The following is a 15,703-nucleotide window of genomic DNA, read 5'->3' on the forward strand; positions in this document are numbered from 1 at the left end:
GGAGCCTTCCCCCACCTTTTCAAATTTTATCGTGAAATCGGTCTTCCGACGAACCGACAAACTCAGCCTACAACAGTCTTACAACGACCGCAGAGATCCCCTTCTTTCGAAATGTCTTCCGTATGTCTCCAGCAACGAGGACATTCGCCTTGCGAAGGTTTTAAAACCTTCACGGAGAATTTTTCGTTCTCGTGTGCGGAAAGAATTTCCATTCCCGGATTCTTCTCATGAACTTGCGAAACGACAAAAAGAAGCTCCAAGGTTTCCTTCGGGAGAAGTTTTCCGATGTCGGTTCCGTTTTTGGAAACGATTTCCAAACCGGCCTCGAGTGATTTTCCGAGCTTGCCTTCCTGTCTCGCGATCTCCAGAGCTTTTTGAACGGCTTCTCTCGCGGAAAGCGCGGACTCGAACTTATCTTCGAGGGTTTGATTGTTCCAAGACTTCAAGTCGGGAAAGGTTTGCAGGAATACGGATTCCTTTTTCCCGTTGGAAGCCCACACCTCTTCGGCGGTAAAACTTAAGATCGGCGCCGTCAAAACGCATAAGGTTTCCAGAATATGCTGCAACGCGGTCGCGGAGGATCTTCTCGTTTTGGAATTCCTCGCGTCGCAATACATACGATCCCGGATCATATCGAAATAATCCTGGGACAAAGTCACGGTGCAAAAGAGAATCAGCTTTTGATAAATCTGATGGAACTGATACGTATCGTAACTTGCGATCGCCTCTTCCACAAACTGAGCGAGTTTGGAAAGATAGAATCGATCGATTTCTTCCAGTTCCTCGTACGGAAGATTTTGATCGGACGTATGTCCGTCCAAATTTCCGAGAAGATAACGGAACGTGTTCCGAATCTTGCGGTATTGTTCGGATACGATCTTTAAGGATTCCTTTCCTACCTTGATATCGTCTCGGAAATCCAAAGAGCTGACCCACAAACGGAGAATATCCGCTCCGTAAACTTGGATGATATCCGTCGTCGGATCGATTCCGTTTCCGAGAGATTTGGACATGGGATGTCCCTTCTCGTCCAAAACGTAACCGTGCGTTAATACGGCTTTGTAAGGAGGAATTCCTCGAAGAGCCATCGAAGGCCAAAGAGAGGACTGAAACCATCCCCTGTGCTGATCCGAACCTTCGAAATATAAGTCCGCGGGTGGTTGGCCGTCGCGCTCGCCTAACACGGCAAAGCTGGAAACACCGGAGTCGAACCAGACATCCAGAATATCGTTTCCTTTTTTAAACGAATCGCTTCCGCACTTTCCGCATTTGGTTCCGGGGGGAAGAAGATCCTTTGCCTGTTCGGAATACCAGATTTCGATTCCTTTCTCGCGGACCATTTTCGTGAAAAATTGAATCGACGCGTCGTCGATATGAGTTTGTCCGCAAGACTCGCAAGTGAACGCTGGAATCGGAACTCCCCAGTTTCGTTGGCGGGATAAACACCAATCCGGTCTTGCTTCCACCATCGAACGGATTCTAGTGATTCCCCAAGAAGGAATCCACTGCACCCCGTCGATCGCGGTCAAAGTTTTTTCGCGCAGTTCGTTGAAATCCATCTTAAAGAACCACTGCGGAGTCGCGCGGAAGATCAGAGGTTTTTTACTTCTCCAGCTATGCGGATACGAATGTTCGAACTCGCTGTAATGCAAAAGCAGACCCTTATCTCTGAGGAGCTGGACGATTTCGGGATTTGCGTCGAAGACTTTCTTTCCTTGCATCAAAGGAAATTCGTCCGTATATTTTCCGTAGTCGTCCACGGGCGAATACGGTTCCAACCCCGCCGCTAAGCCGACCTTATAGTCGTCTTGTCCATGCCCCGGAGCGGTGTGAACACAACCCGTTCCGGCTTCCAGCGTCACGTGTTCCCCGAAAAGAGGAATCGATACGCGATCGATGAACGGATGTTGGAATTTAAGAGCGGCGAGTTCGTCCGATGTGATCGCCTTTATTTTGTTAAGCGACACACCGGTCGCGTTGGTTACGCTTTCAGCGAGACCGTCAGCGAGAATGAGTTCGTCGCCCGACTCCGTTTTAAAAATGGAATATTCAATTTTCTTGTTAAAGCAGATCGCAAGGTTGGCCGGAAGCGTCCACGGAGTCGTCGTCCAGATCAGACAAAAACGGTTCGCCGCTCCGATAACGGGAAACTTCACGTAGATCGAAGGGGAAACGTGAGGATAATACTCGATTTCCGCTTCGGCGTGTGCGGTAGCGAGATCGATCGACCAATATACGGGTTTTTTGCCGCGGTAAACGTAACCCTTTTGAAAAAGTTCCCCGAACACTTCCACGATTCGCGCCTCGAAATCGGGAGACATCGTTTTGTAGATTTTTCCCTCTTCCCAAAAACAAAGAAAACGGCTTAAATCCTCTCCCTGTTTTCCCACGAATTCTTCCGCATAATCTCTACAAAGTTTTCTGAGTTCCTCGGGTCCGGTTTCGCGAGCTTTTTTGCCGAGATTTTTTAAGACCTGAACCTCGATCGGAAGTCCGTGACAATCCCATCCCGGAATCATGTCCGCGTAAAAACCCGCGAGAGCCTTCGATTTAACGATCGTGTCTTTAACGATTTTGTTAAGCGAATGCCCCAGGTGGAAATTCCCGTTCGCATACGGCGGACCGTCGTGCAAAACGAACTCCTTTTTTCCTTTTCTTTGTTCCTTCATTTTCCGGAAAATCTGACCTTCTTTCCAGGACTTGATCTGCGCCGGTTCGCGTTTGGCGAGATCGGCCTTCATCGGAAAATCGGTCTTCGGGAGAAGAACTGTGGAGGAATAAGGGTTTTCTTTTTGGGTTTCGCTCATAGTCGTATCAATAATCGATTTTAGTGTTCGGAAGGATCGCCTGGAGTTTTTCGGCGTCCTCCCCTTTCAATGATGTTTTCTTAATATTCAATCTTTTTAAACGGGTTAAACTTTTGAGTTTTTGATAATTGGAAGGCAGGGCCGTAATTTTGGAATTCAGGTTGAGATCCAATTCCTCCAAGACGGAAAGCGAAGCGAGAATTTCAACGTCGGTTTCCGTCAGGGTGAGTTTATTTTGATCCACATAAAGCGTTTTGATCAAAGGAAGGAACAAAAGCTCCGAAGGAAGAATCGTCAGATCATTACTCCCCGCGAGCAGCACTTTCAAATTCTTTAATTTAGAAAAAGAGGAAGGGAAACCGCTCAGATCATTTCCAAAAACGTTCAGTTGTTCGAGCTTTGTGCAATCGCCGATGAAATCGGGAAGAGTCGTTAAGCTGTTCAGCCGAAGATCAAGGCGCGTCAGATTCGGATACGCACAGACTCCTTCGGGGATGGCGGACAACTTCTGCATTCCCAAATCCAAGATCTGCACAGATTCCGGTTTTGCTTTTGCCTCTTCTAAAATTTCCGCCGCGTTCTTCTTGCAAGCGGTAGCAAGGAGCGATACAAGTATGAAAGACCAGATCGCGATGAGTTTATTTCTAAAGGGAGAATTCATTTTTTCGTTTCCTTTATAAAGCAAAGACGTGTTCCAATCCCGTTTCATAAGGCTCGCTCAACGCGGACAAACTCAGCTTCACGCCCGCGTCTTTGATTTCCAAGGTTCCGTTTGAGGTCGTTTTTCCCACGGGATAAAACTTGAGTCCCTTCGCTTCGGTTTGTTTCCGGATTTCTTCTTTTGCCGAGGGTTCGAACCCGATCAATACGGCAGTGGAAGATTCGCCGAATAAGGTCAAGTCCAGACGATTCTGTTTGAAGGCCGTTAGGTCCGCTTCGACGCCAAACCCGGAAAAAAGTACGGTTTTGGAAAGCGCGATCGAGATTCCCCCGAGAGAAAGATCTTTTGCGGATTTCAGCATTCCTTTTTCGTTCAGAGAAAGAATCAGTTTACAAAGTTCTAATTCTTCTCGGATGTCGAGTTCGGGAATGTTTCCGTTCACCTGACCGTGAATCTTTTTCAGGTATTCGCTTCCGCCCAGAGAAGGACGGAAATTTCCGAGGACGGCGAGCGAAATTCCCGCAGCTTTAGGAAAGTTGGATAGAAGTTTCTTTTTATCCTGAAGAATTCCCACCATGCCGATCGTAGGAGTCGGGAAGATCGGACCTTCGGGAGATTCGTTGTAAAACGACACGTTCCCTCCGGTTACAGGAAGTTCGAGAAAACGGCATGCGTCGCCCATCCCGCGAATACATTCCGAAAACATATAATAGTTTTCCGGAATATAAGGATTTGCGAAATTCAAATTGTTCGTCACTCCGTACGGAGTCGCACCGGTCACGTAGACGTTACGCGCCGCTTCACAGACCGCGAACTCGGCTCCCTTATACGGATCGAGATAGGTATATCTGGAATTACAGTCGGTCGCCGTAGCAAGCGCCTTGTTCGTATCGGGAATGGAAGAAAGTCCTCCGTCCAATCCGGGTCCGATCAATTTCACTAAACCGACCTCGCTGTCGTATTGTTCCGTGATCGGCTTCCGGGAACATACGTTCCAAGAGGAAAGAATCTTAAGAAGAGTTTCGTTTGTGTTGTTCGGAGTTACGTCCGCGATTCCGTCCGGCTTCCAAGTTTTTACCGCATCGAGATAGGCGGGACGTTTGGTTTCCCGTTCGTAACGAGGGGCTCCTCCGCCTAACACGAGTGATTCGGCGGGGATCTTCGCTTTGAGCTTACCGCCCATATGAATTTCGATCATCCCGTCTCCGGTGACTTCTCCGATTTTTACCGCGTTTAGATTCCATTTTTCGAATATAGCCACGAGTTCGGATTCTTTTCCTCGTTTCGGCACGACGAGCATCCTTTCTTGCGATTCGGAAAGCATCGCTTCATACGCGTTCATTCCCGTTTCACGGAACGGAACGAGATCGAGGTTGATCTTCATTCCGGTCTTTCCCTTTGCGCTCATCTCAGAAGTCGCGCAGGAAATTCCCGCAGCGCCCATGTCCTGAATTCCGACTAACAATCCTTTTTGAATCGCTTCGAGACTTGCTTCCATCAGAAGCTTTTCCATGAACGGGTCGCCTACCTGAACCGCCGAACGTTTGGATTCGGATTCTTTAGAAAGATCTTTCGAAGCGAAGGAAGCTCCGTGAATTCCGTCTCTTCCCGTCGTAGCTCCGACGATATAAACCGCGTTGCCGATTTGTCCGCCGGTTGTCGCGCTCGCCATCTGATCGTGACGAACAATTCCGACGGTCATTGCGTTCACGAGAGGGTTTTTAGAAAAACACTCGTCGATAAAAAGTTCTCCGCCGGAAACCGCAATCCCGAGCGAGTTGCCGTAATCGCCGATTCCTTTTACCGCGCGGGAAAGAAGATATTTGTTTCGCGGTTCGTCCGGATTTCCGAAACGAAGCGAGTTAAGAGATACGATCGGACGAGCGCCCATCGTAAAAATGTCTCTCATAATTCCACCGACACCGGTCGCCGCGCCTTGATACGGTTCGACGGCGGTGGGGTGATTGTGACTTTCGATTTTGAATACGACAGCCAGTCCGTCGCCGATGTCCATCGCACCCGCGTTTTCTTCTCCCGCTTTTGCGAGCAGTTTGTCGGAGGACGTGGGTAATGTTTTTAACTTGAGAATCGAGTTTTTATAAGAACAATGTTCCGACCACATCGCGGAGAAAATTCCGAGTTCGGTCGAGTTCGGGATTCTACCACCCAGGATTTCCTGGATCTTTTGAAATTCTTCTGCTGTTAGCCCGTGTTCCAGGGCGTCTTGTAAGGAGACGGCGTCTTTTTCCATCGATTGTCAGTATTTTTTCCAAGTCGCCCTCTGAAAATCAAATATTCCCGGAAATTTTGTATGGGAGTTCTACGGTGTTCGCGCCGTTGATATTGGGGTTGGTAAGAGTTCCCGCAATTTTCCGAAAAGACATTCGATCCGCAGGAGTTCCCACAACCACCCAAAACACCGTTTTCCCAAAAAGGAAAACGGCGAGAAAATTCAGATTACTGAACGGTCAAAGTGTACGCAAAATTTGTGGATTGAGGGGTCACACCAACGGTAACAGTTTTCCCCTGTTCGATCGTTTCCGTAATCGTATCGTTGCCAACGGCTTCAGCGGTTTTATAATTCTTTCCGATATTGATTCCCGGACAGGTTCCAATCCACGCCGCTAAATCGGAGTCCGCCGTTTGCGCGTTCAACTGAATCGAATACGACTTGGTGGACGGAGCGGTGAACTGAAAATACTGAGTGCAAATGTTGTTCGTCGAGTTGCAGGAACCATTCTTAACCTTAGCCTGATTTATGTTGATCGATTCCGCATTGAAGGAAGGGCATACAAAACCGGAAGTCATCTTCTGAATGCTGCTGATCGTGTTTGCCTGAGAGACTTGAAGCGTAAACCGGTTGTTGTTTCCGGTCACGTCCGAGTAGGAAAAATAAACCACGTCTCCTGCACTCAGCTTTCTGGTAAAATTCCGATCGTCATTTCCTCCCGACGAAGGGGAAAAGTAAGAAGTATCATTCATCGCAGGGCATCGATTCACCGAAATCGCGATGTCCACTTGACTCGTCAGATCGACCAGATCCACGGCAAAACGATAACTTCCATCACTCGGAGCGACGAATCGATAGTGACGGGTCGGATCTCCCGAGTTCATCGTAAGAACATCGGTCGAAACTCCCAAACTCAAGGTTCCATCTGTTTGTGTGGAACAAGAATTTACGGAACCTACCGTATAAGCGTGGTTAGCCGTATAGTTCCCCATTCCGCTTTTTAAGAATCCGACCCAAACGGTATCTTTTTGTCCCGCTTCGAAAGTGATCTCATCCGAACCCTGGTCCCCGTTGCCTCCATTTACCGAAGCGATAGTCGCCCCTTCCGTAAGAGGACAACGGTTTTTCCAAAGAAAGATGTCGCCATTAACCGCGGTAAGATTCCCGATCACGTTAGACGTAACCGTATAAGTTCCGCTCGCATCCATTAGAAATTCCTGAAAACCCCATTGATACCAGGAGTTGTGTCTGATCTTTCCGGCCGCCGTAAGTCCCAACGTACTCGTCGTCGAACCAGAAGAACCCGGGTTTGCCGTATAGCTCCCTTCGGAAAGATCGATCGAGGAAAAACCGCAAGCCGCTTTCGAAAAGCCGTTACTCGAATTTATGATTGCCGTCGCAACTAAAAGGTTCATCAGAGGATTTTGTTGTTCCTCATCTTTTTTACAATTTACGGTAATGCTGATTAGCAAAATTGCCAACAGAATACGAATCATGTTGTCTCCTTGTTTGTTCGATTCATGCCGATCGAACAAACGCATAGAAGCAGACAGCGTGGAAAGAGAATTTTCTCAGCAATACGCCCCCACGTTATAACATGAATTCAATAATTAATTGATAACAGCAGGAGCATATTTCATGTAAAAACGTAGGTATTTCGTTTAACGAACACAAAACTATTTTTTGAAAAAATAAAATCACCAAGCGGCTTTGCGGCTTAGAATCGAACAAATCGATAAGAAAAAAAGAAAGTCAAATCTATAAAAATGGACAGGAAAACAAAAATGAGGAATTTAATTTCAAGTAGATTCGCTTAACAAGGAAAGAAATTTTTTCTTAAAAGGTGAAACGTCTTTCCTCGCTAAGCGTTAAGTTATCAGAGAAGCGAGACTCTACGTTCAGATCGAATAATAGTTTCTTCTATAATACAACAAAGGGCGACGATCGTCGTCCGATCCGGCCGAAATCACCCTGCCGATTACGATCGAATGATCCCCTCCGTCGACGAATTGATCCACTTCGCATTCGATATGAGAAAGCGTTCCCGGTAAAATCGGTAAGGATAATTCTCCCGTTTTGCAATCGAGTTCTTCAATCAGAGTGTGTTTATCCGTCTTTCCCGAAGCGAACTGATTGGAAAGGGAATCTTGACCTTGTGCAAGAATGTTCACGACGAATTTTCCCGAACTGCGGATCGGATCGTGGCTTGAAATATTCTTCTGAAGACAAAAAAGAATCAAAGGAGGACTTAAGGAAAGGGAACTAAAACTGCTAACGGTCAAACCGCCGTGTTTGCCGAGATGAGAATACGTTATGACCGTTACGCCCGACGGGAAATGAGAAAGCGCATTCTTAAAAACTTCGTCCGTGATTTTCATGAAGCCGATCTTAAAATCCGAAGCCCCGATGTCAACCGATCGAAACGACTCGGATCGATCGAATAACCTTCAAGCCTACCTTAAGTCTTTCGACTCCAATGAGCCGAACGACACAAAGCAATTGACTTTTTCGATTGAACAAGGATACTCAAAGGGAACGTTATGAATCGAATTCTACGCAGATCTTCCGCAATTCTATGTATGCCTTTGTTCCTTTCCTGTCTTTGGTTGATACGACCTTCGGGAAATTTTGAAGAATACGATCCTCCGGAAAAACCGGACTATTCTCTTCTTTCTTCGTGGGCTGCGCTTCCGCAAACGGACGACGACGCGGATCGCGTTCCGTCCGAATCGGACCTCAAGAACGAACAGAGCACGGCTCTTGTCGACGTCTTCTTCGTCCACCCCACTACGTTCTACGGAAGAGAATGGAACGCGAAATTAGGGAATGAAAGAGTCAATCGAAGAACGGACGAGGGAACGATTCAAAAACAGGCGAGCGTATTCAATTGCTGCGCAAAGATCTACGCACCCCGATACAGACAGGCCACCTTGTATTCCTTTCTCGATCCGGACAACGGAAAACGTTCTTTAGAATTAGCATATCAAGATATTCTCACATCCTTCGATTATTATCTGAAACAATGGAACGGAGGAAGACCCTTCATCATCGCGTCTCACAGCCAAGGTACGCACCACGCGATCCGGCTTTTAAAGGATAGAATCGACGGCAACGCCCTTTCGCAAAAATTCGTGGCCGCCTATTTGGTCGGAGGCGCAGTTCCGATCAATTCGTATCGAACCATACCGACTTGCAAAACCTCCTCGCAGACCGGTTGTTTTGTCAGTTGGAGAACCTTCGGCGAAAAAGCGGAAATTCCGAAACTTCCGCACGATCCGAAAGTGGAAACCGTCTGCATCAATCCGATCAGTTGGAAAGAAGACGAAGTTCTCGTCGAAGCGGCCCAACATCCGGGAGGAGTCAACGCGGAATTTAAAACGATCGAACGTCAACTTTGTAGCGCTCGGTGTTTAAAAGGAATTTTACGAATTTCTAAACCGAATGCGCCCGGTTTTTCAAGATGGATCGGTGAAAACTATCATATCTTCGACTACGGAATTTTTTATCAGAGCATTCGAGACAACGTTTCAAAACGAATCCAAACGTTTCTGGAGGAAAAGAAGAATTGAACTCGATCGAAACTCTCTGGACATTTCCGATCTTTCCCGAAAGTTAGATCGCAAAAGGAGAATCCGATGACTTCCCGAGAACTGGAAGCGAGAACCCAGGAATTTAAAAAGATCGTTCCCATGGAAATTACCGTTACGAGATGGGAACATTCGTTGCGTGTCGCGGAAATAGCGAAAGAACTCGCACTCATCCATTCCAAGGATGAAGCCGAACTTGCGTATCTGGCGGGAATCGTTCACGACATTACGAAACAGAAAACCCCGGAGTTTCATCTAACGTTGTTTAAGGAGGTGGGACAGGAAGAATTGGAAAAACTTCCTTCCGCAGCTTGGCACGCCTATTCCGCTTCCATCTATCTCAAATCGCAATACGATCTCAAACACGAAGGAGTTTTATCCGCCGTACGCAATCATACTTTGGGAGCGGAAACTCCCGGCCCTCTCGATCTAATCTTGTACGCCGCCGACTTTTTAGGCTCGGATTATGCGGAAAAAAATCCCCTCTATCCCGATTGGAGAGAACAAGCCCGGAAAAATTTATATTTGGGCGTCTTGTGTAAGGCGAAGAATACTATGGAGGATTTGATCGCCTCTCAAAAAACGATTCATCCGAGAACCGTATTCACCTATAACCTCGCCGTTTCCAAATGTTCGTAGTGGAATTTTTGAGCGCATTTTTCGAAAACGATCGGTAGTTCGGGATTTTTCCGCAGGGTTCTCGTACGATCGTTCTTCGATTGTAATAATTTCAACGTAAACTCGCGAAAGAATATTCGAATCATTGAAACCTTCGCTTGTAATTATGAAATTCGACTTCAAATTTTATACCCTACCGCTCTTTAACAATCCGTTTTACGCAAGCGCTTCCGAACGATAATCGGTTACGATTCGTCTAATTCACGTTTGTCGATCGATCCGCGACGTAACCGACCGCAGACGGAATGATCACCATCGTCAAATAACCGAGACCGATTTTAATGAAATAATCGCCCACACTCATCTTCGACATAGGAATCAGAATCAGGAAATCAAGACCCCAGTTGATCGCAAGCCATATCAAACCGGTCGTCAAAAGAATCGAAAATTTCTTTCCCGTAATTTTCAAAGCAAGAGCGGCGATCAAAATACAACCCGTGAGATTTCCCACGAGGATCATCACCGACTTAAACAAAAAAATATCGGTCAGTAGCTGTCCGTCGGGCGTATGGAACGGAATCGCGACCATAAACGGGATCAGCCAAACTAAAAAACCGTATGCAAAAATTCGAATTAAATATTGTTTCACCGTGGATCTCCTATATATGCGTAAGAATTACGGCACCGTATCGTCCGTAATAAAAGTCTTCAATCTCGAATTTGAAAAAGAAAACCGATCGAATTAAAAATTCACCGGTTTTTTCAATTCCAAATCGCCGTTTTCCCCGTCCTGAGGATCGATTTCCTGATCCGCTTTGTAAGCGCTGAGCAAAGAAGAAGGGAACAGCAGTCTGGAAATCATACTGAGCGTTCCGATGCTCACCTGCATTTCGTTCGAGTCGAGTTCGCTTAACAATTTAGTTTTCATATATCTTCTCCGAATTTCTCCTTAAAATATCTGCCCCAGTGCGGTCTTGTGCCGTCCTTGTCCTCGAAATCGTATTCATCCGAAAGTCGCCAAGAGCTCGTAGCCGTTCCCGTTTTGGAAAACACGTTCTCGTCCGCGGCCAAACATGCGACCGCTCGGCCGATGTAAGCGGGAGTTTCCGAAGCGATAAAATGCGGCTCTTTTAGAACGGCGTCCCTCCAATTCGATTCTCCGACCCCGAAATAATCGAGCATCGCCTCCGATCTCAAAAAACCGGGAGTGATCGCGACGACGGCGATTCCGTGCGGTTTTAATTCCTCCGAAAGGGAACGAGCAAGATTGATTACGGAAGACTTAACCAAAGTATAATATACGTTCCCTCGATACCGATAATCCGTTCCGTCCGTGATCTCGACCACGAGACCGGAAGCGTTTCGAATCATCAGAGGAGCCGCGAAATAATTGGTGATCAGATGGGAATCTATACAAGTCCGTTGCACCTTTAGACCGTTCTCCAGAGAATGTTCCCAAAATTTTTTCTCCCATTGAATGTAAGGATCGCCGCCCCAAACGTCGTTGATAAGAATGTCGAGCTTCCCTTGTTCCCGATCGATTTTTTCGATCAGTGATTTTACTTCCTCGGGTTTCGTATGATCCGTGCGCACCCAGATCGCCTTTCCTCCCGAGCCGTTGATTTGCTCCGCGGTTTCTTCGATCGTTTCCTTTCGATTCATCTCGGAACGATTTCCTCGAACGCTTCGACCCGTGACGTAAACGGTCGCACCCGCTTCTCCCAATGCGATCGCGATTCCGCGACCCGCGCCTCTTGTGGCTCCGGCGACAAGCGCGACCTTGCCTTCCAAACTTTTCGGTTTCATGAGCCTATCTTAACACGGGCAATTTGACAAACTCTGTCATATATTCCGAAGGATCTTTTTTCCATCCGAAAAAAATCGGTTTCGGTTACGATCCGAAGAATTATATATGTCATTTGTTGTCATGTATCCGGAATAAGATTGAAATATGCGCGCCGACCGATTGCTCTCCATTCTTCTCCAACTCCAAGCCAAAGGGAGAATTTCATCCCGTGACTTAGCGAAAAAATTGGAAGTTTCGGAAAGAACGATACACAGGGACATGGAAGCGTTGAGCGCCTCGGGCGTTCCCGTTTTTGCGGAACGCGGTTCCAAAGGCGGTTGGGAATTGTCCGAAGGATATAGAACCAATCTGACCGGAATGAAAAAGGAAGAAATCTTTTCGATGATTTTGACGAGCTCCACACGCATCGCTTCGGATCTCGGGAAGAAAAAAGATTTTGACTCCGCCTTCATGAAATTCATGGCTTCGCTTCCCCCCGCGTATCAAAAGGAAGCGGAGATGGTTCGACAAAGAATTCACATCGACGGTGCGGGCTGGGGCTGCGCCGAAGAAGAGTTTCCGTTTTTGCCTTTGATTCAAGAAGCGGTCTGGCAGGAAAAGAAAGTGATTCTCCGGTATCGATCGGACGAGGAATCCAAAAAGAGAATCATTCTTCCTTTGGGACTTGTGGCAAAAGGAAAAACCTGGTATCTCGCCGCAAAATACGGAAAAGAATTCAGGACGTTCCGCATTTCCAGAATTTTGGAAGCGAAACTCGGGGATTCCTTCGAACGACCGAAAAAATTCGATCTCGAAAAATACTGGCAGGAAAGCACACGCAACTTCTTTTCCAAACTTCCCACCTACCCGATCCGGCTCAAAGTACGAACGGATCGATTCGAATTTTTCAGAATGATTTCGTACGGTAGAATATTAGAATATTCAACTATAAACAAGGATTGGATCGAAGTGAAGGCCGATCTCGAAACCAAGGAACTCGCGCTCCATCATATCCTCGGCCTGGGAGATTCCGCGATTCTGATCGAACCGAAAGAACTCAAAAAGGAAATTCTTTCCCAAGCCGAAAAATTGTCGATGGCTTATTCGACCTGATACACGCCCACCAAATTTTCCTTACCTTTCACGGAGACTTTTCCCAATTCCTTAAAGGCGTATTTAACACGATTTCTAATCTTACGGAAACTATCGTCCGAAAGAAGAATGTCGACTCCGTATTTTTTCGTAAGGCCTTCGATCCGGGAGGCGAGATTGACCGCGTCCGAAATCACCGTTCCGTCCATTCGTTCCGCTTCTCCGATCGTACCCAACATCAAAACTCCCGTATGTATTCCGATTCCGATTCGAATGGGTTCGTAATTTCTTTCCAATCGGCTCTGATTGTGACGATCCAATTCCTGTTTCATTTCGAGCGCGGCTTCGAGAGCGTTGTCCGGCGAATCCGGAAAAAGCGCCATGATCCCGTCTCCGAGATATTTATCCACAAAACCGCCGTGTTTGCGAATGATGGGCCCCATTCTTCCCATATACGAATTCAAGAAATCGAAGTTATCCTTCGGAGTCATTTTTTCGGAAAGTTCCGTAAAGGAACGGATGTCCGAAAAAAGAATCGTCATCTCCCTTTGCGTTTGATCACCTAATTCAATTTCCGTAATATTCTTTTTTCCTAAAAAATTCAGAAATTCCAAAGGAACAAAACGGCTATAGGACCGGTTCGTCGCCTTCAAGTCGGCAGAAAGATTCTCGATCGATACGAAGGCCGCGGAAAACTTCAGAGAAAGCATGTAGGATTGCGCAAAGATAAACGTGAACAATCCGAGAGGAAGATAATATCCCGTGCTGACCATCGTTTGACTCTGAAGAATGTCGTTGACGGCGGCCGCAATCAATGCGAGCGCTCCCAAACTCGCTATGATCGCTCCGTCCCTCTTTCGATAGATGAATCTTCCGAGCCAAAAGAAAAAAAGCAGCGTATAAACCAGAAGAACGAGTTGATAAGGAATGAGAGTGAGCGCGAAAATCTTGGTCGGAAAGAAAAGAATTACGAGCGAAAATACGCCGACTACGGCCGCGCTGATCTTCCAAACGATCGGACTCATGTCTTCCGGAAAAATCGTATCCATATATTTCTGAAAGATCGGCCAAGCCAGATAAAAGGAAAGATATTCCACCTTGCTTCCCAACTCCCAGGGAATCTCCGGAAACTTTTGAAGAATGAATCGTTCACCTGTCATCAGCAAACGGATCACGATTACGAAACAAAAAAGTCCGAAGTATAAACTCGATTTGTCTTTTCTTCTCAAAGAAAATAAACCGAAATGATAAAGGGCCATGATCGCAATGCTTCCGAACAGGAACATTTCGGTGGTCCATCGGTCCTCTCTGTAACCGGAAATATCTTTTTTACTTCCGAGTCGGATCGTTTCCCAAATTCCGCCCTTAAAGTGATGAAAGTTCGACACTTCCACTTGAATCAGAATTTCCTTTCCGCCCGGCTTAAACTCCGCATAACGTGGAAGATACTGAGGTCTGGACGTGTTTTCGTCCGTTCCGACGACCCCGCTTCGAATCAGCTTTACGCCGTCCACCCAAAGCGCCCCCGCAGTGCCGACATCCTGAAATCGGATCGAAAGAGGATTTTGATCTTCGCTTAACAAAACTTTCAAAGTGAAAGTGCCGTATCCGTAGACCGATAAGGAATTCGTATCCGGAATCTCCGAATACGAGTTCCAGTTATCCGGAACGGATACGAAGTACGATTTCGAATCGGTCGACTTCGATTCCGGTTTGGAAAGACTTAGTTCCTTCCAGACAAAGGACCATTCGCCGTCCAATTTAACGATTCCGTCCGTATCGAAATTCCATTCTCGCAAATCCAAAACGCCTTTCTCCGCGTGAGGTGCAAGTTTTGTGGAAATCGGATTGGAACAACGAACGAAGAAAATCGAAAAAAAAAGAATTCCCAACGCGAATAAGAACGGAAATTTCTGCTTCATATCTTGCCTTATATCCGCCGATCGAAGACGGCAGCGACGGAAAAGAACGTATCCTCGTTCGACGTAAAAAAATTTCAAGATATATCCTACGGTTTTCGATCCGATTTCGCTTTAAATTTCCGTAATTTATTCGGAACAAAGGGAAAGGCTTGTATTTTTACGAAAATACTGTATTCCAAAATCGAGGTATTCAGCATGAAAAAAGCGTTCGCTCTATTAGCGGTCATTCATTTATTCTCCGTTTCTCTCGCGGCAAAAACTACATCCAAAAACATCGTCTACCAGGAAGGAGAAACGACCTTGGAAGGATACATCGCGTATCCCGATCTCGACGCGAAAAAGAAAGTTCCCGGCGTGTTGGTAGTTCACGATTGGATGGGAATCGGCGAGAATTCGAAGATGCGCGCGGATAAACTCGCAGGACTTGGATACGTGGCTCTCGCGGTGGACATCTACGGAAAGGGCGTGAAACCGAAGGGAATGGAAGAAGCGGCTAAATTAGCGAATTCTTATAAACAAGATCGTAAACTCATGCGCGCGAGAATTCTCGCGGCTTTTGAAACTCTGAAAGCTCAGCCGGAAGTCGACGTTCAAAACATCGCGGCCATCGGCTACTGTTTCGGAGGAACGGTCGCTTTGGAACTCGCGAGAAGCGGGGCGCCGGTTTCGGGAACGGTCAGTTTTCACGGAGGACTTGCGACGCCGAATCCGGACGACGCGAAAAATATTAAAGGAAAAATACTGGCTCTACACGGAGCGGACGATCCGTTCGTCAAAAAAGAGGAAGTGGAAGCGTTTCAGGAAGAGATGCGAAACGCAAAGATCGACTGGCAATTCGTTTCCTACGGAGGAGCGGTCCATTCGTTCACGATCAAGGACGCGGGCAACGACAATTCAAAAGGAGCGGCTTACAACGCAAAGGCGGACAAACGTTCTTGGAACGAGTTATTGACCTTCTTTGCGGAAACCTTCCGAAAATCCAGAGACTAACGCCGAACCA

At 46.8% G+C, this 15,703-nt stretch carries 13 protein-coding genes; 4 read left to right on the plus strand and 9 right to left on the minus strand.

Translation table 11 applies throughout. The annotated features are described in order from the left end of the window. Window positions 1–62: 62 nt before the first annotated feature. From ileS to LFX17_RS13330, 5 genes are all read right to left on the minus strand, one after another. A complete protein-coding gene (ileS, locus tag LFX17_RS13310; protein ID WP_238747059.1) occupies window positions 63–2,807 on the minus strand; it encodes an isoleucine--tRNA ligase in 2,745 nt (914 codons plus the stop codon). 7 nt (window positions 2,808–2,814) lie between these two features. Continuing rightward, on the minus strand, window positions 2,815–3,468 hold the full coding sequence (locus LFX17_RS13315; RefSeq protein ID WP_238747060.1) for a leucine-rich repeat domain-containing protein: 654 nt from the start codon (window positions 3,466–3,468) through the stop codon (window positions 2,815–2,817). Between the two features lie 13 nt (window positions 3,469–3,481). Then, window positions 3,482–5,719, minus strand: a complete 2,238-nt coding sequence (gene purL, locus LFX17_RS13320) for a phosphoribosylformylglycinamidine synthase subunit PurL (protein ID WP_238730680.1) — start codon at window positions 5,717–5,719, stop codon at window positions 3,482–3,484. Between the two features lie 206 nt (window positions 5,720–5,925). Then, window positions 5,926–7,194, minus strand: a complete 1,269-nt coding sequence (locus LFX17_RS13325) for a hypothetical protein (protein WP_238747062.1) — start codon at window positions 7,192–7,194, stop codon at window positions 5,926–5,928. Between the two features lie 402 nt (window positions 7,195–7,596). Beyond that, window positions 7,597–8,076, minus strand: coding sequence for a flavin reductase family protein (locus tag LFX17_RS13330; protein ID WP_238730682.1), 480 nt, complete (start codon window positions 8,074–8,076; stop codon window positions 7,597–7,599). 162 nt (window positions 8,077–8,238) lie between these two features. Here LFX17_RS13330 and LFX17_RS13335 point away from each other — a divergent pair, with 162 nt between their 5' ends. Further along, entirely contained in the window at window positions 8,239–9,267 is a 1,029-nt protein-coding gene (locus tag LFX17_RS13335; RefSeq protein WP_238747064.1) for a DUF3089 domain-containing protein, read from the plus strand. Between the two features lie 66 nt (window positions 9,268–9,333). After that, a complete protein-coding gene (yqeK, locus tag LFX17_RS13340) occupies window positions 9,334–9,924 on the plus strand; it encodes a bis(5'-nucleosyl)-tetraphosphatase (symmetrical) YqeK (RefSeq protein WP_238747066.1) in 591 nt (196 codons plus the stop codon). Window positions 9,925–10,159: 235 nt separating this feature from the next. Here yqeK and LFX17_RS13345 read toward each other — a convergent pair whose 3' ends face one another. The 3 genes from LFX17_RS13345 to LFX17_RS13355 form a co-directional block, all read right to left on the minus strand. Continuing rightward, entirely contained in the window at window positions 10,160–10,552 is a 393-nt protein-coding gene (locus LFX17_RS13345; RefSeq protein ID WP_238747067.1) for a hypothetical protein, read from the minus strand. Window positions 10,553–10,645: 93 nt separating this feature from the next. Further along, on the minus strand, window positions 10,646–10,831 hold the full coding sequence (locus tag LFX17_RS13350) for a hypothetical protein (protein WP_238747068.1): 186 nt from the start codon (window positions 10,829–10,831) through the stop codon (window positions 10,646–10,648). Continuing rightward, window positions 10,828–11,709, minus strand: coding sequence for an SDR family oxidoreductase (locus tag LFX17_RS13355; protein WP_238730687.1), 882 nt, complete (start codon window positions 11,707–11,709; stop codon window positions 10,828–10,830). The genes LFX17_RS13350 and LFX17_RS13355 overlap by 4 nt, the downstream gene beginning before the upstream one ends. 145 nt (window positions 11,710–11,854) lie before the next feature. Between LFX17_RS13355 and LFX17_RS13360 the strand changes: the two genes are divergently transcribed. Then, a complete protein-coding gene (locus LFX17_RS13360; RefSeq protein WP_238730688.1) occupies window positions 11,855–12,802 on the plus strand; it encodes a helix-turn-helix transcriptional regulator in 948 nt (315 codons plus the stop codon). Here LFX17_RS13360 and LFX17_RS13365 read toward each other — a convergent pair. Continuing rightward, window positions 12,790–14,703, minus strand: coding sequence for a 7TM diverse intracellular signaling domain-containing protein (locus LFX17_RS13365; protein WP_238747069.1), 1,914 nt, complete (start codon window positions 14,701–14,703; stop codon window positions 12,790–12,792). The two genes, LFX17_RS13360 and LFX17_RS13365, sit on opposite strands and share 13 nt — an antisense overlap. A 195-nt stretch (window positions 14,704–14,898) precedes the next feature. On the opposite strand from LFX17_RS13365, the gene LFX17_RS13370 reads away from it, so the two are divergent. Beyond that, the gene (locus LFX17_RS13370) at window positions 14,899–15,693 is read left to right on the plus strand and encodes a dienelactone hydrolase family protein (protein WP_238730690.1); all 795 of its coding nucleotides are present in this window, start codon (window positions 14,899–14,901) and stop codon (window positions 15,691–15,693) included. Window positions 15,694–15,703: the final 10 nt, after the last annotated feature.

This window comes from Leptospira sanjuanensis, assembly GCF_022267375.1.
Taxonomy (GTDB): domain Bacteria; phylum Spirochaetota; class Leptospiria; order Leptospirales; family Leptospiraceae; genus Leptospira; species Leptospira sanjuanensis.